Annotated in this window: 10 protein-coding genes; 6 read left to right on the top strand and 4 right to left on the bottom strand. The window is 65.0% G+C overall.

The window, feature by feature from the left end; all coding sequences use genetic code 11:
• Positions 1 to 52: 52 nt before the first annotated feature.
• From bcsQ to NKT35_RS18160, 6 genes are read left to right on the top strand one after another with little or no spacing between them, the layout of a single operon-like run.
• Positions 53 to 805, top strand: coding sequence for a cellulose biosynthesis protein BcsQ (bcsQ, locus tag NKT35_RS18135; protein ID WP_254295636.1), 753 nt, complete (start codon positions 53 to 55; stop codon positions 803 to 805).
• Positions 805 to 3,384, top strand: coding sequence for a UDP-forming cellulose synthase catalytic subunit (bcsA, locus tag NKT35_RS18140; RefSeq protein ID WP_254295638.1), 2,580 nt, complete (start codon positions 805 to 807; stop codon positions 3,382 to 3,384). Before bcsQ ends, bcsA begins: the two co-directional genes overlap by 1 nt.
• Positions 3,381 to 5,645 (top strand): cellulose biosynthesis cyclic di-GMP-binding regulatory protein BcsB, encoded by a 2,265-nt coding sequence (bcsB, locus tag NKT35_RS18145; protein ID WP_254295640.1) that lies wholly within the window; start codon positions 3,381 to 3,383, stop codon positions 5,643 to 5,645. The genes bcsA and bcsB overlap by 4 nt, the downstream gene beginning before the upstream one ends.
• A 1-nt stretch (position 5,646) precedes the next feature.
• Entirely contained in the window at positions 5,647 to 6,801 is a 1,155-nt protein-coding gene (gene bcsZ, locus NKT35_RS18150; protein WP_254295642.1) for a cellulose synthase complex periplasmic endoglucanase BcsZ, read from the top strand.
• Positions 6,771 to 10,640 carry a cellulose synthase subunit BcsC-related outer membrane protein gene (locus tag NKT35_RS18155; RefSeq protein ID WP_254295644.1) on the top strand — a complete coding sequence of 1,290 codons (3,870 nt, stop codon included), beginning with the start codon at positions 6,771 to 6,773 and terminating at the stop codon, positions 10,638 to 10,640. The genes bcsZ and NKT35_RS18155 overlap by 31 nt, the downstream gene beginning before the upstream one ends.
• Positions 10,641 to 10,642: 2 nt before the next feature.
• On the top strand, positions 10,643 to 11,053 hold the full coding sequence (locus NKT35_RS18160) for a hypothetical protein (protein ID WP_254295645.1): 411 nt from the start codon (positions 10,643 to 10,645) through the stop codon (positions 11,051 to 11,053).
• 178 nt (positions 11,054 to 11,231) lie between these two features.
• Here the strand turns inward: NKT35_RS18160 and bcsG are convergent, their stop codons facing one another.
• The 4 genes from bcsG to NKT35_RS18180 form a co-directional block, all read right to left on the bottom strand.
• The gene (gene bcsG, locus NKT35_RS18165) at positions 11,232 to 12,839 is read right to left on the bottom strand and encodes a cellulose biosynthesis protein BcsG (RefSeq protein WP_254295647.1); all 1,608 of its coding nucleotides are present in this window, start codon (positions 12,837 to 12,839) and stop codon (positions 11,232 to 11,234) included.
• Positions 12,836 to 13,042: a hypothetical protein gene (locus NKT35_RS18170; RefSeq protein ID WP_254295649.1), complete on the bottom strand. Its 207-nt coding sequence runs from the start codon at positions 13,040 to 13,042 to the stop codon at positions 12,836 to 12,838. The genes bcsG and NKT35_RS18170 overlap by 4 nt, the downstream gene beginning before the upstream one ends.
• Before the next feature lies 1 nt (position 13,043).
• On the bottom strand, positions 13,044 to 14,624 hold the full coding sequence (gene bcsE / locus NKT35_RS18175; RefSeq protein WP_254295650.1) for a cellulose biosynthesis protein BcsE: 1,581 nt from the start codon (positions 14,622 to 14,624) through the stop codon (positions 13,044 to 13,046).
• Positions 14,625 to 14,686: 62 nt separating this feature from the next.
• On the bottom strand, positions 14,687 to 15,754 hold the full coding sequence (locus tag NKT35_RS18180; protein WP_254295651.1) for a type 1 periplasmic-binding domain-containing protein: 1,068 nt from the start codon (positions 15,752 to 15,754) through the stop codon (positions 14,687 to 14,689).
• Between the last annotated feature and the right edge of the window lie 469 nt (positions 15,755 to 16,223).

Here is a 16,223-nt window from a genome sequence, read left to right on the forward strand (position 1 = left end):
TGATCAGTGGGCAAGGCAACGAAATGGCGCGGCCATGTGGCAGAGGCTTGGCATGACCATTTTGTCGATTTGCGGCGTCCGCGGCGGTTGCGGCGCCACCGCTATCGCCGCGGGCCTGGCCTGGTATCGCGCGGAACAGGCTCGCTCCACGCTTTTGATCGACCTGTGCCCGCAGAATCTGTTGCGGCTGCATTTCGGCGTGCCCTGGAGCGAAGAGGGCGGCTGGCGGGCCAGTTTGCAAAATGGAGGCGACTGGACGCTGTCGGCTTGGCAGATCGGCGACGGGCAACTCTCGCTGGTTCCGCATGGCCGTTTCGAGCCCAAGAAAGGCGTCTTGCCCGCCGGGTGGCTGCATGGCGAGCTGGAGCGGCTGGCGCGGCCGGTCGACGACCTGGTTGTGCTGGATACCCCGCTGCTGTATGAGAATGCCCGGGAACTGGCGTTCTCCAGCGCCAGCCATGTCTTGGTGGTGCTGCCGGCCGACCCTATCAGTTGCGTCCTGTCCGACAAGCTGGAGGCCGATCTGCTCGGCCGGGGCTTCTCTCGCCATGAAATCCTGTATGTGATCAATCAGTTCGATCCGGCGCGGCGGCTGGATCGCGACGTGGAAATGCTGTTGCGCAAGATGCTGGGCAAGCGGGTGGCGCCGCTGCCGGTGATGCGCGACGAGGCGATGCGCGAGGCGCTGGCCGCCGGCATGCCGGTAGCGGCCTTCGCGCCGGAAAGCCAGGCGGCGGAAGATCTGAAGGAGCTGTCGGTCTGGCTGGCCATCCGCATGCAGCAAGCGGAAAGGCAGGTGGCGTGATGGGGCTGGCGAGTCTTGGCATCCTTGGCGTGCGGCTGAAGCTGCTGCATCCGGCCGATAAGCCAAGACCGCTTATTTTCCTGCTCTCGCTGCTGTTCGTGACCCCGCCCCAAGGCTGGCAGGCATGGTCGCAAAAGGTTAGAGCCTGTTTTCCCCATGTCAATTTTTCGCGCCTGCGCCTGACCGATCTGGTGCGCATCCCTTTGCAACTGCTCTGGCTGGCCTTGGTGCTGCCGACGCCGCCGGCCGGCGCGGGCCGTTCCCGGCAAAGCGGATGGGCAATGCGCGGCGTCAAAGCCATCTGGGCCTGGCTGGCTGACCGCTATGCGGACTACCGCGCCTGGCGGCGGCGCATCTTGCCTGCCTGGGTCAATACGGAATGGCTGCGGCGGGCAATGGATGGACTGGCCAGCAATAGCTGGTGGGAGAGCGCTTTTCTGCGCGGCGTCAGTTACCTGTTGGCTGGCGTGATGGCGCTGATTTGCGTCACCACGCCGTTTGACGAGGCATCGCAAGCGGTATTTTCCTCGGTGCTGCTGCTGATCGCCTTGTGGGTGCGGCGCGTGCCGGGGCAGGTCTCCACCCTGATCCTGATGGTGTTTTCCGCCGTCGTGTCCACCCGCTATATGTGGTGGCGCGCCACCAGCACCATCAATGACGACACCTGGACCAATTTTCTGTTTGGCATGGGCCTGTTGTTGGCCGAGGTTTTCGCCTGGATTGTGCTGTTGCTGGGCTTCTTCCAGTCCTCCTGGGTGCTCAAGCGCAAGGTCGTGCCTTTGCCGGATGATGTCGGCAAATGGCCCGGCGTGGACGTGCTGATTCCCATCTACAACGAGCCCTTGCGGGTGTTGAAGCCAGCGGTGATGTCGGCGCTGGAAATGGACTGGCCCTTCGACAAGCTGCGGGTCTACATCTTGGACGACGGCACGCGGGAGGACATCCGCGAGTTCGCCGCCAAAGTGGGGGCCGGCTATATCACCCGCAAGGAGCACAAGCACGCCAAGGCGGGCAATATCAATCACGCGCTGGCCATCACCTCCAGCGAGTTCGTGGTGATTTTCGACTGCGACCATATCCCGACCAAGGCTTTCCTGACCTCCACCATGGGTGGTTTCCTGCGCGACGAAAAGCTGGCGCTGGTGCAGACGCCGCACCATTTCTTCTCTCCTGACCCGTTCGAGCGCAATCTGGATACGCATGGCTCGGTGCCTAACGAGGGCGAATTGTTCTATGGCCGGGTGCAGGATGGCAATGATTTATGGAACGCCACCTTTTTTTGCGGCTCTTGCGCGGTGCTGCGCCGCTCGCACCTGATGTCGGTGGGCGGCATCGCCGTGGAAACGGTGACCGAGGACGCCCACACCTCGCTCAAGCTGCATCGCAAAGGACTGCGCTCGTCCTATGTCAACGTGGTGCAGGCGGCGGGCTTGGCGACGGAGAGCCTGGCCGCTCACGTGAGCCAGCGTATCCGGTGGGCGCGCGGCATGGCGCAGATTTTCCGCACGGATAATCCCTTGACCGGTCCGGGTCTGACCCTGGCGCAGCGCATCTGTTATCTGAACGCCATGCTGCATTTTCTGAATGGCTTGCCGCGGCTGGTGTTCCTGACCTCGCCCATGGCCTTCCTGTTGTTTCACGCCTATACCATTTATGCGCCCGCGCTCGGCATCATGCTGTATGTGATTCCGCACATGATTTTCTCCGTGCTGTGCAATTCGCGCATGCATGGCCGCCATCGCCGATCCTTCTGGGGCGAGGTCTATGAAACCGTGCTGGCCTGGTACATCGTGGTGCCCACCACGGTGGCGCTGTTGTTTCCGGGACTGGGCAAGTTCAATGTCACCGCCAAGGGCGGGGTGATGGAAGAAAACTTCATCGACTGGGGCATCTCCAAACCTTATCTGGCCTTGCTGCTGTTCAATATGTCCGGCATCGCCTATGGCTTTTGGCGGCTGTGGTCGGGGCCGGAATTTGAAAAAGGGACGGTGATGGTCAATATGATCTGGGCCATCTACAACACGTTGCTGCTGGGCGTGGCGTTGGCGGTGGCGAAGGAGTTGCGCCAGGTCCGGGTGTCGCACCGGGTGCGCGCCAGCCTGCCGGTGACGCTGCATCTGCCCAATGGCCGCGCCTACCGCTGCCAGACATTGGATTATTCCGAAGGCGGCATGGCTTTGCAGCTGGCTTCCGAGCTGCGGCAAAAAATCGCCCGCGACGCCGAGTTGACGATATCGCTGCGAATGGGGGAGCGCAGCTACGCTTTCCCGTGCAAACTGGTTTTCGCCAAGGGCGACCGCTTGAGCGTGCGTTTTTCCGATTTGTCGCTGACGCAGGAGAGCGAGCTGGTGCAATGCACCTTCGGCCGGCCGGACGCGTGGTCCGAGCGCGAGGACAAAACCGACGACAGCCCCTGGTACAGCGCGATCAATATCTTCCAGATGGGCTGGCACAGCCTGCGCGGCATGTTCATGGTGCTGGCGCCGGTGGCGGTGGGCGGTCCCCGCCGCGCGGCCGTGGCGCGCTGGCTGATCAGCTTGCTGCCGAGGCAGCCCAAGCTGGCGGGGAGCGCGCGATGAGAGCCGCCTGGATGTGGATAGGGATTCTGCTCGCGGCGCTCTGTCTGCCCATGGCCGCGCGGAGCGCCGAGATGCAGGACGCCAGCGCGCCGGCGGCGGCCGCGCCGCAGGCCTCGCCCTTGGTCAGCACGCGCCTGTTGAGCTTCAAGCAGCTGGGCGCCAATTCCTCATTGAAAATGCGCGGCGGCAATGCGGTGGCGGTCGTCAATTTCGGCAGCCGAGTGGATGAGCTGATCACCAGCATCACGCTGCATTTGCGCTATATCTATTCCCCGGCCATGTTGACCGAGCTTTCGCATATCCAGGTGCTGCTCAACAATCAGGTCGTCACCGTGCTGCCCTTCACCAAGGGGCAGGGCGGCAAGGTGCTGGAAACCACGCTGACATTGGATCCCCGGTTGCTCAGCAGCTTCAATCAGATCCAGTTCCGCTTGATCGGCCATTACACCGAGCGTTGCGAAGACGAAGCGCACAGCAGCATCTGGGCCGAGGTGAGCAATAGCAGCGAAATGACCTTGACGGTGCAGGCGCTGCCTTTCGCCAATGATCTGACCTTCTTTCCCGAGCCCTTCTTCGATCAGTACGACTACACGGCGCTGAATCTGCCGATGATGTTTTCCGCCAAGCCGTCGATGGGCACCTTGCGCGCGGCGGGCGAACTGGCGTCGTGGTTCGGCGCGCTGTCCGGCTGGCGCGGCTCGCGCTTCCCGGTGATCCTGGATGGCGCGCCGCCGCCGCAACACGGCATCGTCTTCGCCACCAATGCCGAACGGCCCTCTTTCCTGGCCAGCCTGCCGCCGGTGCAGGGGCCGATGATCGCCATCATGTCCCATCCCATGCGGCCGGAGAAAAAACTGCTGCTGCTGCTGGGGCGCGACGCCAAGGACCTGGCACTGGCGATCCGGGCGCTGGAAGTGGGGCAGGCGGGCATGACCGGCGACCTGGTCAATGTCCACGACGTCAAGCTGATCGCCCCGCGCAAGCCCTACGACGCCCCCAACTGGGTGCGTTCGGACGCCCCCACCCGCTTGGGCGATCTGGTGGCCCGCCGCGATGATCTGCAAGTGAGCGGTCTGCAGCTGTCGCCGATGCGGGTGCCGTTCCGGGTGCCGGGCGACCTGTTCACCTGGGGCAGCCGCGGCATCCCGCTCAACCTCAAGTTTCGCTATACCGGGCCGCAAACCATCAACGGCTCGCGCTTGACCATAGGCATCAACGATTTCTTCGTGCAAAGCCTGAATTTGAACGCCAGCGGCATAGGCGGGGTGCAGACCAACCTCAGGCTGCCGGTGTTGGAAAACGGCCTGTTGACCGACATCGACCAGATCCTGCTGCCGCCATTCCGGGTGAGCAGCCGCAACGAGCTGCAATTCCAGTTCGCCTTCGCCTATGAAAAGCAGGGCGAGTGCGCCAACGGCGTGGTGGACAGCTTCCGCGCCGAGGTCGATCCGGACTCCACCATCGATTTCAGCCAATACCCGCACTATGCGCAAATGCCCAATCTGGCCTTGTTCGCCACCTCGGGCTTTCCCTTCACCAAGCTGGCCGACTTGGCGGAAACCGCCGTGGTGCTGCCGGCGAAGCCGCAGCGCCAGGACATCGATGTCTTCCTGGCTGCGATGGGGCGGATGGGCGCGTCCACCGGCTTTCCCGCCTTGCGTTACCGCCTGGTCAACGAGGATGAATTGGACCCGGTCAAGGGGACGGATTTGCTGGTGATAGGCAACTCGCGCCGTCTGACCTTGCTGCGCGATTGGCGAGCCCGCTTGCCCACCATGCTGGATGGCGACAACCGCCAGGTGGCCGACGGCGCCAATTCGCCGCAAGAGGGCGCGATTACGTTTCAGTCGATAGGCATACGCGACAACCCGGTCAATGGCGAGGCGGCGTTCACTTCCAGCGGCAAGGTGGCGGCGCTGATAGGCATGGAATCGCCGCTGACGCAGGGCCGCAGCGTGGTGATCATCACCGCCAGCGGCGACGATGCGATGGGCATCGCTTCGTCGGCCTTGAGCGACGACGGCAAGCTGGGCCAGATGTCCGGCAGCGTGGTGCTGATACGCGGCGACAATGTGGACAGCCAGGCGCTGGGGCCGGTGTATCACGTGGGCAGCTTGCCGCTGTGGGCCTGGATCTGGCTGTTCCTGTCCGGCCACCCCTTGCTGTTGGCGGGGCTGTCCGCTGTGGCGGTGCTGATCGCGGCGCTGGTCATCCTGCGCATCTTCCGCATGCTGGCCGCGCGGCGGCTGCGGGAGTCTTGAGATGGCCCGTCTGGCCCGTCTGGCCCGTCTGGCCTTGGCGCTGGCATGGCTACCCGGCGTTTGCGCGGCTGCGCCATGCGACGGCTGGCCGGAGTGGCAGGCCTTCAGCCGCCATTTCGTCGCCGATGGCGGCCGGGTGGTGGACCAGAGCCAGGACAACAAGCCCACCACTTCGGAGGGGCAGAGCTACGGCCTGTTTTTCGCACTGGTCGCCAACGATAGGCCGGCCTTCGAGCAGATGCTGGGCTGGACGCGCGACAATCTGGCCGCCGGCGATTTGCTGGCGCGGCTCCCCGCCTGGCTGTGGGGGCGGGACGCGAATGGCCGGTGGACAGTGCTGGACGACAACAGCGCCTCCGATTCCGACATGTGGATAGCGTATGACCTGCTGGAGGCGGGCCGCTTGTGGCGCGAGCCGCGCTACACCGCCATGGGCAAGTTGCTGGCCCTGCGCATCCTGCGCGAGGAGGCGGCAGACCTGCCGGGGCTGGGGCTGACGCTGCTGCCCGGAAAAGTCGGCTTCTGGGACGGCAAAGGAAAAGCGCGCCTCAACCCCAGTTATCTGGCGCCGCAATTGCTGGCCCGTTTCGCCCACGCCTTGCCTGACAGCGACTGGGTGAAGGCGCCCAAGAGCAGCGTCCGGGTGCTGCTGGACGGCGCGCCCAAGGGGTTTGCGCCGGACTGGCTGGCCTACCAGGCCGGCAAGGGCTTGCAGCCGGACGCCGACAGCAAGGCCGAAGGCAGCTACAACGCCATCCGCGTGTATCTGTGGGCCGGCATGCTGGCGCCGGACGCGCCCCTGCGCGCCGAACTGCTGAAAACCTATGGGCCGATGTCGCAGGCCACGGTCAAGCAAGGGCAGCCTCCGGAAAAAGTGGATACCCGCAGCGGCGCCGCCGAGGGCCGGGCGCCGGCAGGGTTTTCCGCCGCCATGCTGCCTTTCCTGGAGGCGCAGAACGAAGCCGCCGCCGTGCAGACGCAATTGCTGCGCATGCAGGCCATGCCGCTGAGCGAACGTCCGGATAATTACTACGACCACGTGCTGACGCTGTTTGGCCAAGGTTGGCAGCAGCGGCGTTATCGTTTCGCGCGCAATGGCCAGTTGCTGCCGGCCTGGGAGGGATCGTGCGCCGCCTCGCGCCCGGCCTCGCGCTAAGCCTGATGCTGGCCGCGGCCTGGGGCGCGCCGGCGGTGGATCCTGGGCAGGCGCTGTTGGAGCAGGTGCGGCTGTGGCAGTCGCTGGGGCGGCCTCAGGATGCCCAGCGCGCCCTGGACCAGCTGTTTCGCATCGCGCCGGTCGGTTCGCCGCTGAATGCCGAAGCGATGACGCTGCAGGCGCTGGGGCAGATCCAGCAGCGGCAGGATGTGGCGGCGAAACAGACGCTTGCCAGGCTGCGCAGCCTGTATCCAAAGTATTTCGGCATCGCCCGGGTAGAACAGATGCTGAGGCTGCGCGGCGCGGACAGCGCCAGGCTGCTGCGCGCGCGCGAGCTGTTCCAGGCCGGCAAGTTCGAAGAGGCTTATGCAGCTTTCAATGAACTCTATCAGGGCCATCCGCCGGAAGGCGCGCTGGAGCTGGAGTATTGGCAGCTGGTGTCCCGTTTGCCGCGCGGCGGCTGGGAGCGCAGCCGGGTCGAACTGTCGCGGATGGCGGCCGAGCATCCCGCCAATCATCAAATCCGTCTGGCGCTGGTCAGCATTTACTTATTGCGGCCGCCTTTGTCCCAGGCCAATTTCGCCGAACTGAAGCTGTTGAGCAAGTTCGACGACAGCCGCGGCGAGGCGCTGGCGCAGTGGCGGCGCGCCCTGTTGCAGGTGGACGGCGGGCTGCCGGAGGCTAATTACCAGGACTATCTGGTGCTGGCGCCGGATGACCAGACCGTGCGCAGCAAAATCGAGGACATCAATACGCGGCAAGCCCGTCAGCGGGCCTTACTGGCCGACCCGGGGTATCGCGCGCTGCTGTCGTCCACCAAGCAGCTGGACGCCAACCAGCTGGGCGCGGCGGAGCAGAGCCTGCGCCAGGCGGGCAGCCGTTACGCGCTGCAGGGCCAGTATCTGCAGAATCTGGGGCGTCTGCTGGAGAAGCAGGGCCGCTACGCCGATGCGGTCTCGGTGTATCGGCGCGGACAGGCGGCGGGTTCGGGCGGCAATTGGAGGGGCCGGATCGAGGATGCGCGGCTGAGCGACGCCTTGGCCAAGGCGGATGCGGCCATGCAGAAGCAGGATTGGGCCGGCGCGCGCGCGCAATTGGACATCGCCCGGCAGATCCGTCCGGCCGATCCGGATGTGCTGATCGCGGAAGGAGACTGGCAAGCCAAGCAAGGCCACGCCGCCGCCGCGCGCGACGATTACTGGATGGCGCTCAAGCGCAAGCCGGACAGCGGATCGGTCTTGTCCGGCCTGATGGCCGTGTACCTGGATCAGGGCAAGTTCGACGACGCCAAAAAGCTGCTGGATGCGATGCCGGACAAGCAGCGCAAGGCGCTGGGCGAGTCATATCAGACTGCGCGGGCCCAATTGGCGCGCGCGCAGGGCGACGTTTGGCTGGACAAAGGCCAGGCCGAGCCGGCGCTGCCTTTCCTGCGCGAGGCGGTCAGGCTGCAGCCGGATAATGTGTGGAATCGTTATGCGCTGGCCAATGCCTTGCTGGCGACGGGCAAGGGCGAGGAGGGCAGCAGGCTGCTGCGCGAGCTGGCGGCGCGTCCCGCCGTCGATCCCGCCAGCCTGTACGCTTACGCCTTGTTCCAGTCCAAGCGCGACGACAACCGCGCGGTGCTGGGCGCCTTGGAGAAGGTGCCGCAAACCGCCCGCACGCCGGGCATGGCCGACCTGCAGCGGCGCGTATGGCTGCGGGAGACGCTGGCCTTGGCGGACGCCGAAGCGGCCAATGGCCAGCCGGAGCGCGCAAGGCGGCGGTTGACAGAGGCGGAGCCGCTGATGGCGGGAGACGGCCCGCGCGTGGTCCAGCTTGCCGACGAGTGGCAAAAGCTGGGCGACGCCGCGCATGCGCGAGAGCTGCTGCAAGCGCAGTATCTGGCCCAGCCCTCCAGCGATACCGAACTGGCGTACGCCGATTTGTTGCTGGGCCAGGACGAAGCCGCTGCGGCAGCGCCGCTGCTGGATGCGGCGCAGCGCAATCGCTCCGCCCTGAGCCAGGATCAGCAACTGACGCTGGACGGTTTGCGCGGCCGCTTGGCGGCGGCGCAAGCGGCGCAGGCGCGCGCGGCGGGCAAAGCCCAGACCGCGAGCGATATTTTGCAAGCGGCGGCCAAGCAATTGCCGGGCGATATCCGCATCCAGCGGGCGATGGCGGATGACGATCTGCAAGCCAAGCGTTGGGATGCCGCCCGCGAGCGGGCGCTGAAAGTTCTGGCCGCCAATCCCGGCGATGACGAAACCCGGCTCAGCCTGATGGACGCTTATCTGGGCGCGGGCCGCGCCGAGGACGCCCGCGCGGTGGCGGAAAGCCTGTTGCAGCCGGTGGAAGGCGGCCGTGCCCCCGATTTCACCTTGCGGGTGCTCAGCCGCTTGGAAGGCTTGGGCGATATGGCGCGCGTGAATCGGGAACTGGACAGGATGTTCGCCGCCGGCCAGAGCGATCCCGGCATGTATCAGCTGGCGGCGGAGCGGGCGCAAAAGCAAGATCAGCCCGATCAGGCCTTGAGCCTGTACCGCCAGGGGCTGGAAGCGTCGGCGGCCGCCTTGTCTCCGCCAAGCCAGGCGGCGGGACCGGACCAAACCGGCGAAGCGCTGGCGGCGGACGGGCCGCTGCAGCCTTTGGCCGCGGAGGGAGGGCGCGCCGAAAGCCTGCATTCGGCCTATGCCGAGCAATACGATCAGCGGCAGCTGAAAGTCTGGCAGGGCGTGGACTTGCTGTATCGCCGCCCGGGCGACGGCACGCCGGGCACTTCGCAGATGGCGATGTGGCAAGCGCCGCTGCTGGTGGAAATCCCAGCCAAAGGCGGCGGGCATTATTTCATCCGCGCCGACGGCGTGGACATGAATGCCGGCACGCTGGACCTGAACCCGAGCAATGACTATACCCTCAACCGTTTCGGCACGGTGGCCGCCTGCGCCGCCAATTCCACGCCGCAAGCCTGCGCGGCGGCGTATGGCGCGCAGCATGCCAGCGGCCTGACCCTGGGCGCGGGCTATCAGAATGATAATTGGCGGCTGGATGTCGGCGCCACATCGCCTAGCTTCCCGGTGTCCAATGTCATCGGCGGCGTCCAGCATTCAGGCAGCCTGGGGACGCTCAGCTATACCGTGGAGGCGTCGCGCCGGCCGCTGACCAGCTCCTTGCTGACCTATGCCGGCGTGCATGATCCCTATGTCGGCGAGAACTGGGGCGGCGTCACCGCCACGGGGCTGGGCGGCAGCCTGGGCTACGACAAGGGCGGTGCCTTCGGCGTGTGGTCTAACTTCGCCTACCAGCAATTGAGCGGCGAGAATGTGGAAAGCAATCGCAAACTGACGGCGATGGCGGGCGTGTACTGGCGCTTGATCGACCAGCCGGCCCGCTCGGTGACGCTGGGGCTGAGCACGGTGAATTTCTGGTATCAAAAGAATCTGGGCGGCTTCACCTTCGGGCAGGGCGGCTACTACAGCCCGCAACGCTACGACTCCTTGTCCATCCCGCTGCGCTACGCCGCGCGCAATGAGCGCTGGAGCTATTTCATCCGCGGATCGGTGTCGGTCTCCAGCGCGCGCGAGGATGCGTCGCCGTTCTATCCCACCCGGCCCGATTTGCAAGCCTTGGCCGGCAATCCCTATTACTCGGCCAGCTCCGGCCCCGGCTGGGGCGCTTCGCTGACCGGCGGCTTCGAATATCAATACTCTCCCACCCTGGCCTGGGGCGGCTTGCTGGACATCCAGCATTCGCAGTTCTACCAGCCCAGCCATCTGGTGCTGTATCTGCGTTACCAGCCGGATGGCACCGCCATGCCCCTGGCGATGCCGGTCGAGCCCTTGCAGCCGTATTCGGGATTCTGATCATGAAGCGCGTGTTGATGGTTCTGCTGCTGACTCTGGCCGCCTGCCATTCCCTTCCCTCGCCGGCGGAGGCGGAGCTGGCGGCGGCACGGACCCAGTATTGGCAGCACCCCTATCAACCCGAGTCCATCAATCGCCTGGCCATGCTGTTGGCGGAACGGGGCGACAAGGCCACGGCGGCTTTGCTGCTGGAGCGCGCTTTATTGATCTCGCCAGGACGGGACGATATTCGCGCCAACCTGGAGCGGGTGCGCCGGGGCGAGCGGCGCGCCGCCGCTTCCGCGCCAGCCACCATCGCCGCGGCGGCCCAAGCGCCTACCGCGGCGTCTGTTCCGGCGGCGCAGCCAAAGCCCATCGCATCCTCCGCGCCTTTGCCATCTCCCTGGCCCCTGGCCGATCCCGTGTCCTGGTAGGGCGGAAGCCCGGCCTTGCCGGGCGTTCCGCCGCGAAGCTCGGCGCATGTCATGGCGCTTGGCTATCTGTTGCGGGGGCTGACTCTTTGCTGCGCGGTCTGCGTGCTTGGCGGGCATGATTCATGAGCGTTTGCCGGGAGTGGAAATGGCGGATCGCCCCGCGAGCGGGGCATCCGCCCTACGGCGCGTATTCTGTCCAATCGCCGCCGCTTTGCCGCATCAGGAAGCGCTGGCCGTTCTGCATCATGACAAAACTGGAGCTTTCCGAGACAAAGGGCGTGCCGGGCAGATCGTGGGTGTAGCTCTCCGGCCGGTAGTCCGCGCCGAAGGGGCTTTTCACCAGCATCCGCGACAGGATGGTCGAAACGGCGGTGTAGCTGACGGCCTGGTCTATCCTTTGCTGGGTGATTTTGGCCTGGCCGCCTATCACCTTGATGCCGGCCGGCACGATGGTGATGCGCGGCGTGGGGATTTCGCGCAGCCCGCTGAATTGCAGCTTGTCGCCGCGCAGGGCCGCGCCATGCTCGGGCACGAACAGCAAAATCACTTTGCGGTGGCTTTGCTCCAATTGATCGATGAACTGCTCGATGTCGTGCAGCACCCGCGTGGCGCGATATTTATAGCTTTCATTGGTGTCCAGGCCCGGCGCTTCCGGGATGCGGTTGCCGTCGTGCAGGCTGATGGTGTTGTAATAGGTGGCCACGTGCGGGCTGCCATCCTGGCCGCGCAACTGCAGCCAGCGGTTCAGCGCGGCGTAGTCGTTGTAGATGGGGCTGCTGTCGAAAGCGCGTAGGCTGACCGGCAATTGCTGCTGGTTGAGCAGCGGCTCGTTGAGCTTGCCATAGCTGCGGATCTGCTGCAGAAAGCCGTCGAAGCTGCCGTCGTGGTTCATCGTGATTTCGGTTTTGAAGCCTAGCTTGGCCAGATTCTTGAACAGGAAGCAATCGTCCGGCGCGCCCTCGTACAAGGCGCTGTGGCGCGGCTGGCCGCAAGTGGCGCGCAGCACCCGCAGCGCGGCGGGGCCGCTGTAGGAGGCGGCGGAGTTGAAGTTGTTGAAGACGATGTCGAATTTACTCAGCAGCGAGTGGTGCTCGAAACCTATCGCCTTCAGATCATCCCAGGACAGCGAGCAGACATGGATCAGCAGCACATCGAAGCTGGGGTCGGCCAGGGGGCCCGGGAAGCTGACTTTTTGCTGAGCCTGTTCCTGGAAGAAGGCATCCAGCTGCTGGGTCGGCGTTTGCGGCGCCGATTGCGCGCCGCCGCTGGCGGCGGTGGCGCTTGCCGCCACCATGGCCGGCTCCGGCGCGCGCTCCTGCCATAACTGTTTGCCGCTTAGCCACAGCAGGGCCGCCAGCACCAGGGTGGCGAGCCGCAGATAGCGAGACAGCAGCAAGTAGCCGCCCAATAAGGCGGCGAAAGCGGTCAGCAGCTGCGGCGTGACGATGCGCTCGGTCAGTTCAAGCAGATAACTGAAGCTGAAGCCTTTCAACATCAGGGCCACTTGCGGCAAGGCTTGCTCCGGCGGCGGCAGCCAGGTGTCGTGATACAGCAGCGCGCCGGCCGCGCACCAGGCCAGCATGGCGCGCAGAATCCGCGGGCCGCGCCTGCGCGCCGGCAGCAGCAAGAGCAGGGCAAACGCCAGATTGGGCAGCGGATGCAGGTTGAGCATGCCGCGCCATGCCATCAGCAGCTTGGCGATGAAGTAGAAGTTCCAGCCGCCTAGGCCGGAGGCCTTAAGCGGCTCGTTTGCTTTCGTCGCGGCGGCGGAGGTTGTCTGGCTCATTCGGTTTCAGTAGTTTGGCGCGCGCGGGAGGGCGCGCTGGTGCGCGGACGGTAAGGGTGGGGCTGGAAGTGCCGCAACCGGCTGATGCTCACCTTGCGCAGCCAGGGCACCAGCAGGGCGTGGACCATATAGCCCGCGATGCCGGCGGCCAAGGCCGTCAGCATCATCAAAAACTGGGTTTCGCTGAACTCGTAGTCGAACATGTCACGGCGTCTCCGGTTCCGATTTGCGTCTTTGCAAGGCCGCGCGTTTGACGGCGATGCGCGTCGGGGCGTGCTCGGCCGGCGCCTGGTGCTCCACGTCGGCCAGGGCCTGGTTGAAGTCGGGCAGATTGCCTTGCCCCTCCAGCCGGGACAAGGCTTGCAGAATGCTGGCGCTGTCCGGGCAACGGACTTCGTTCTCCGCCAGTTCCGATATCGGCAGGCGGAACAGGTTTTTCAACGCCACCTGCACATCGCTTTCGCCGCAGGCGAACAAAAACAGATAAGCGTGGGTCCAGTCCGCGCTGCAAAGGTCGCCGGCGCGCTGGAAGCGGCCTTGCTCCAGCAACTCGCGCGGGCCTATGCCGCCCGCCGGCTTGAATATGACCAGCGTGTTGGCGATGTTGATGGCGCCGCTGCGTTGCACGGTATTGCGCACGGCTTCGACGAAACGCTCCGGCAGCAGGTAGCCGCGGTCGGGCAAGGGCTGGCTGGCATCCTGCAGCCTTTCCGGCGCCAGCTGGCTGTATTGTTGGAACACCGCAGGCTGCATGGCGTGGATCAGGCTGACGGTGCTGGCAAACTGCAGTTCGGCGGGCAGCACCATATTGGCGCCCAGGCGCAGCATCAATTGCGCCTCGTTTTGCCGCAGCCGGCGGTTGCCCACCTCGCGCACGAAAATCTTCAGCCGGCTGCCGCCGCGCTGCCGCAATTTGCTGACGGCTTCCACCAGCGCTTCGCGTTGCCGGCCGGCGGTGTCCAGCAGGACGCTGGCGGCCACGGCGTCGCGGGTGGCTTCCAGCAGCGCGTCCAGGTCTTCATATTGCTGCCATAGCGGAGTGGGCGGCTCGTTGCCGGTCATGCTGGTGGCGGTGGCGTAGACCTGCAGGATGTCGTTGGCGGGACGGGCGGCGATGTCGTCGGGGTCGGCCTTGAAGCGCGTCAGCGCGCCGTCGGCGTTGCGGATCAATACCTGGGCCTCGGGCTGCGCGGCGTCCGCGCCCAGCCAGTGGTCGACTTGCCAGCTGTAGGTGTCCACACCTATGGACTGCGTCTGCACCACGCCGCCGCAGTTACGCGCCGCCTGGCTGAGCATGGCCAGCGAAGCCATGTCCAGCCGTTGCTGGTTCACCAGCAGCAGCACGCAATGGCCGGTTCGCGCCGCCCATTGCATGGCCTGGCTCAGCTCTTGCTGCAGCAGCTTGGGGTTGCCGAAGCGCAGATAGTCCTCGGCGTTGCCTATCGCCAGCAAGGCATTGGCGCCCTTGGCGCGCAAACGGTCCAGGCCGTGGCGCAGCTCCTCCAGGCAGGCGGTCAGCAACAGTTCCGGCGCGGGCTTGGGGGCGAGCAGCAACAGGCTGCCGGTGGCCAGGCGGCGGTCCAGCCAGGCGGTGTTTTGTCTGGGCGCGGGCGCCAGGCGGCTGCAGCAAAGCATGGGGTGGCGGTTGACCGCCGGCAAGTTGGCGAACAGCAAGGCGACGTCGATATCGTCGCTGCCGCTGGCGATCAGGTACAGGCCGCCGCTGACCATGGAAGTGGCGGAGGCGGACAGGCCGGGAATGCCAAGGCTGAAGTGCGTATCCATCGAGATTTTTTGTGTGCGGACCTCATTCATACTAGCAGGTGATGGCGATCCTCCCCGTTCGCTCAATGGAGGCCTTTCAGCCAGATCCCAAGATAGGCTTTGCGATACGCCTGGTTGTCCTCGATTTCGCCGTCGCGGCCGCCGGCTTGCAGCTTTTCCTGCGTCACCAATATCGGCTTGCCGACGAAGCCGCTGGGCGGCTGATGGGCAAAGCCGCGGTTCAGTTCGTCGGCCAGCTGCCAGCCTTGCTGATTGAGCGGTTCCGCCACCGTGGCCTTCTGCTGGGAAATGCCTTCGCGGATGCGGTTCATCGCCGAATTGGAGCCGTCGCCGGCGGAAATGTTGACGATGTCCGGCCGGCCCGCCTGGTGCAGCGGGAAGTTGATGTTGTCGAAGTAAAGGTCGTTGATGGCCAGCGTGTGCGTCCAGGCTTTGCCGTATTTGCGCGCCAGTTCCGGCACCAGCTTGGGGATGATCTGCACAGTCTGGCTCAAGTCCACGTCTTGCACCGCCAGCACCTTGCAGCGTTGGCATTTCTCCAGCGCGGTCTTCATCGCGGCGGCCTTGCGCATGGCGATGGCGAAGTGCGAGTCGGTGAAAATGACGGCGCCCATCGCGCCGCTGCTGCTGCCTATCGCGTAATCCGCCGCCGCCTGGGCCACGGCCAGCGGGTCGGTGGTGATGTTGGCGGCCAGCTCGGCATTGGCGCCGGGCGCGCTGCCGGCATGCCAGCCCACCGCCACCTTGCCCATCTGCTTGAGCAGGGCGAATTCCAGATGATAGCTGGCGCTGTCGCTGCCGATCAGGGCCACGCCGTCCAAATCCTTGGCGGTGGCGTGCAGCAGCAATTGCTCGCGCACGGCGTCGTTGCCGCTCTTGGCGTCCGCCACTTTTACCTGCCAACGCAAAAAGCCCGCGGCGTTGAGGAAGCTGCGGGTGGTTTTGGAAATGCCGCCGTTGCGCAGGTCGTAGGCTATCAGCAGCACATGCTTGCCGAATTGTGCCGGCGGGCCGGACGCTGGCGCGATGGCTTCGCCGCGAACCGCGCCGGCATGGCAGGCGAGGGCGAGGCATTGCGCCAGCAGGACACGGGCGGGCGGCGGGCGATTCATGCGGGAGACGGGCGGCATGGCGGGCGGCGGCTCAAGCAAGCGGTATGCATGATCAACTATAGCAAGCGGCCAGAGCTTCGCAGCGCCAGCGTTCCGGTAGGCGAGCCGGCGGCATCGCCCAATACGGACAGGCGGCTTGCGGCATCGTCCATGCGCGCGTCGCCGCCAAATGGCGATGCCGAAGCGGATGGCGCGGCTGGGCATGGCGCAGAGTGGCGAGATTGATACCTGTCCTAAAGCAGGGTTGCCGCCGGAGCGTTCCATCTGTGTCTGAGGCTTAATGCGCAAACGATATTTTTTATCGGGAGGGAGGAGGGCCAGCTATAGCTTGTTATAGAACATAAGCATTTTTACTTATTAATTAAATGCGAATTGATTGTAATGAAATTGAATGAATGGTTTACAAATGCGCCGTTAAGAAATATTGCGAGCATTAACAAATGCTGATTAGATGGTTTGGCGATGTAAAGTATTTGCTCTATATCGT

The organism is Chromobacterium sp. IIBBL 290-4, from assembly GCF_024207115.1.
Classification (GTDB): Bacteria; Pseudomonadota; Gammaproteobacteria; order Burkholderiales; family Chromobacteriaceae; genus Chromobacterium.

What these genes read in the sequence shown, in the direction of transcription:
- bcsQ (WP_254295636.1), top strand. Translation starts at nt 53, where the DNA reads ATGACCATTTTGTCGATTTGCGGCGTCCGCGGCGGTTGCGGCGCCACC.
- bcsA (WP_254295638.1), top strand. Translation starts at nt 805, where the DNA reads ATGGGGCTGGCGAGTCTTGGCATCCTTGGCGTGCGGCTGAAGCTGCTG.
- bcsB (WP_254295640.1), top strand. Translation starts at nt 3,381, where the DNA reads ATGAGAGCCGCCTGGATGTGGATAGGGATTCTGCTCGCGGCGCTCTGT.
- bcsZ (WP_254295642.1), top strand. Translation starts at nt 5,647, where the DNA reads ATGGCCCGTCTGGCCCGTCTGGCCCGTCTGGCCTTGGCGCTGGCATGG.
- NKT35_RS18160 (WP_254295645.1), top strand. Translation starts at nt 10,643, where the DNA reads ATGAAGCGCGTGTTGATGGTTCTGCTGCTGACTCTGGCCGCCTGCCAT.
- bcsG (WP_254295647.1), bottom strand. Translation starts at nt 12,839, where the DNA reads ATGAGCCAGACAACCTCCGCCGCCGCGACGAAAGCAAACGAGCCGCTT.
- NKT35_RS18170 (WP_254295649.1), bottom strand. Translation starts at nt 13,042, where the DNA reads ATGTTCGACTACGAGTTCAGCGAAACCCAGTTTTTGATGATGCTGACG.
- bcsE (WP_254295650.1), bottom strand. Translation starts at nt 14,624, where the DNA reads ATGGATACGCACTTCAGCCTTGGCATTCCCGGCCTGTCCGCCTCCGCC.
- NKT35_RS18180 (WP_254295651.1), bottom strand. Translation starts at nt 15,754, where the DNA reads ATGCCGCCCGTCTCCCGCATGAATCGCCCGCCGCCCGCCCGTGTCCTG.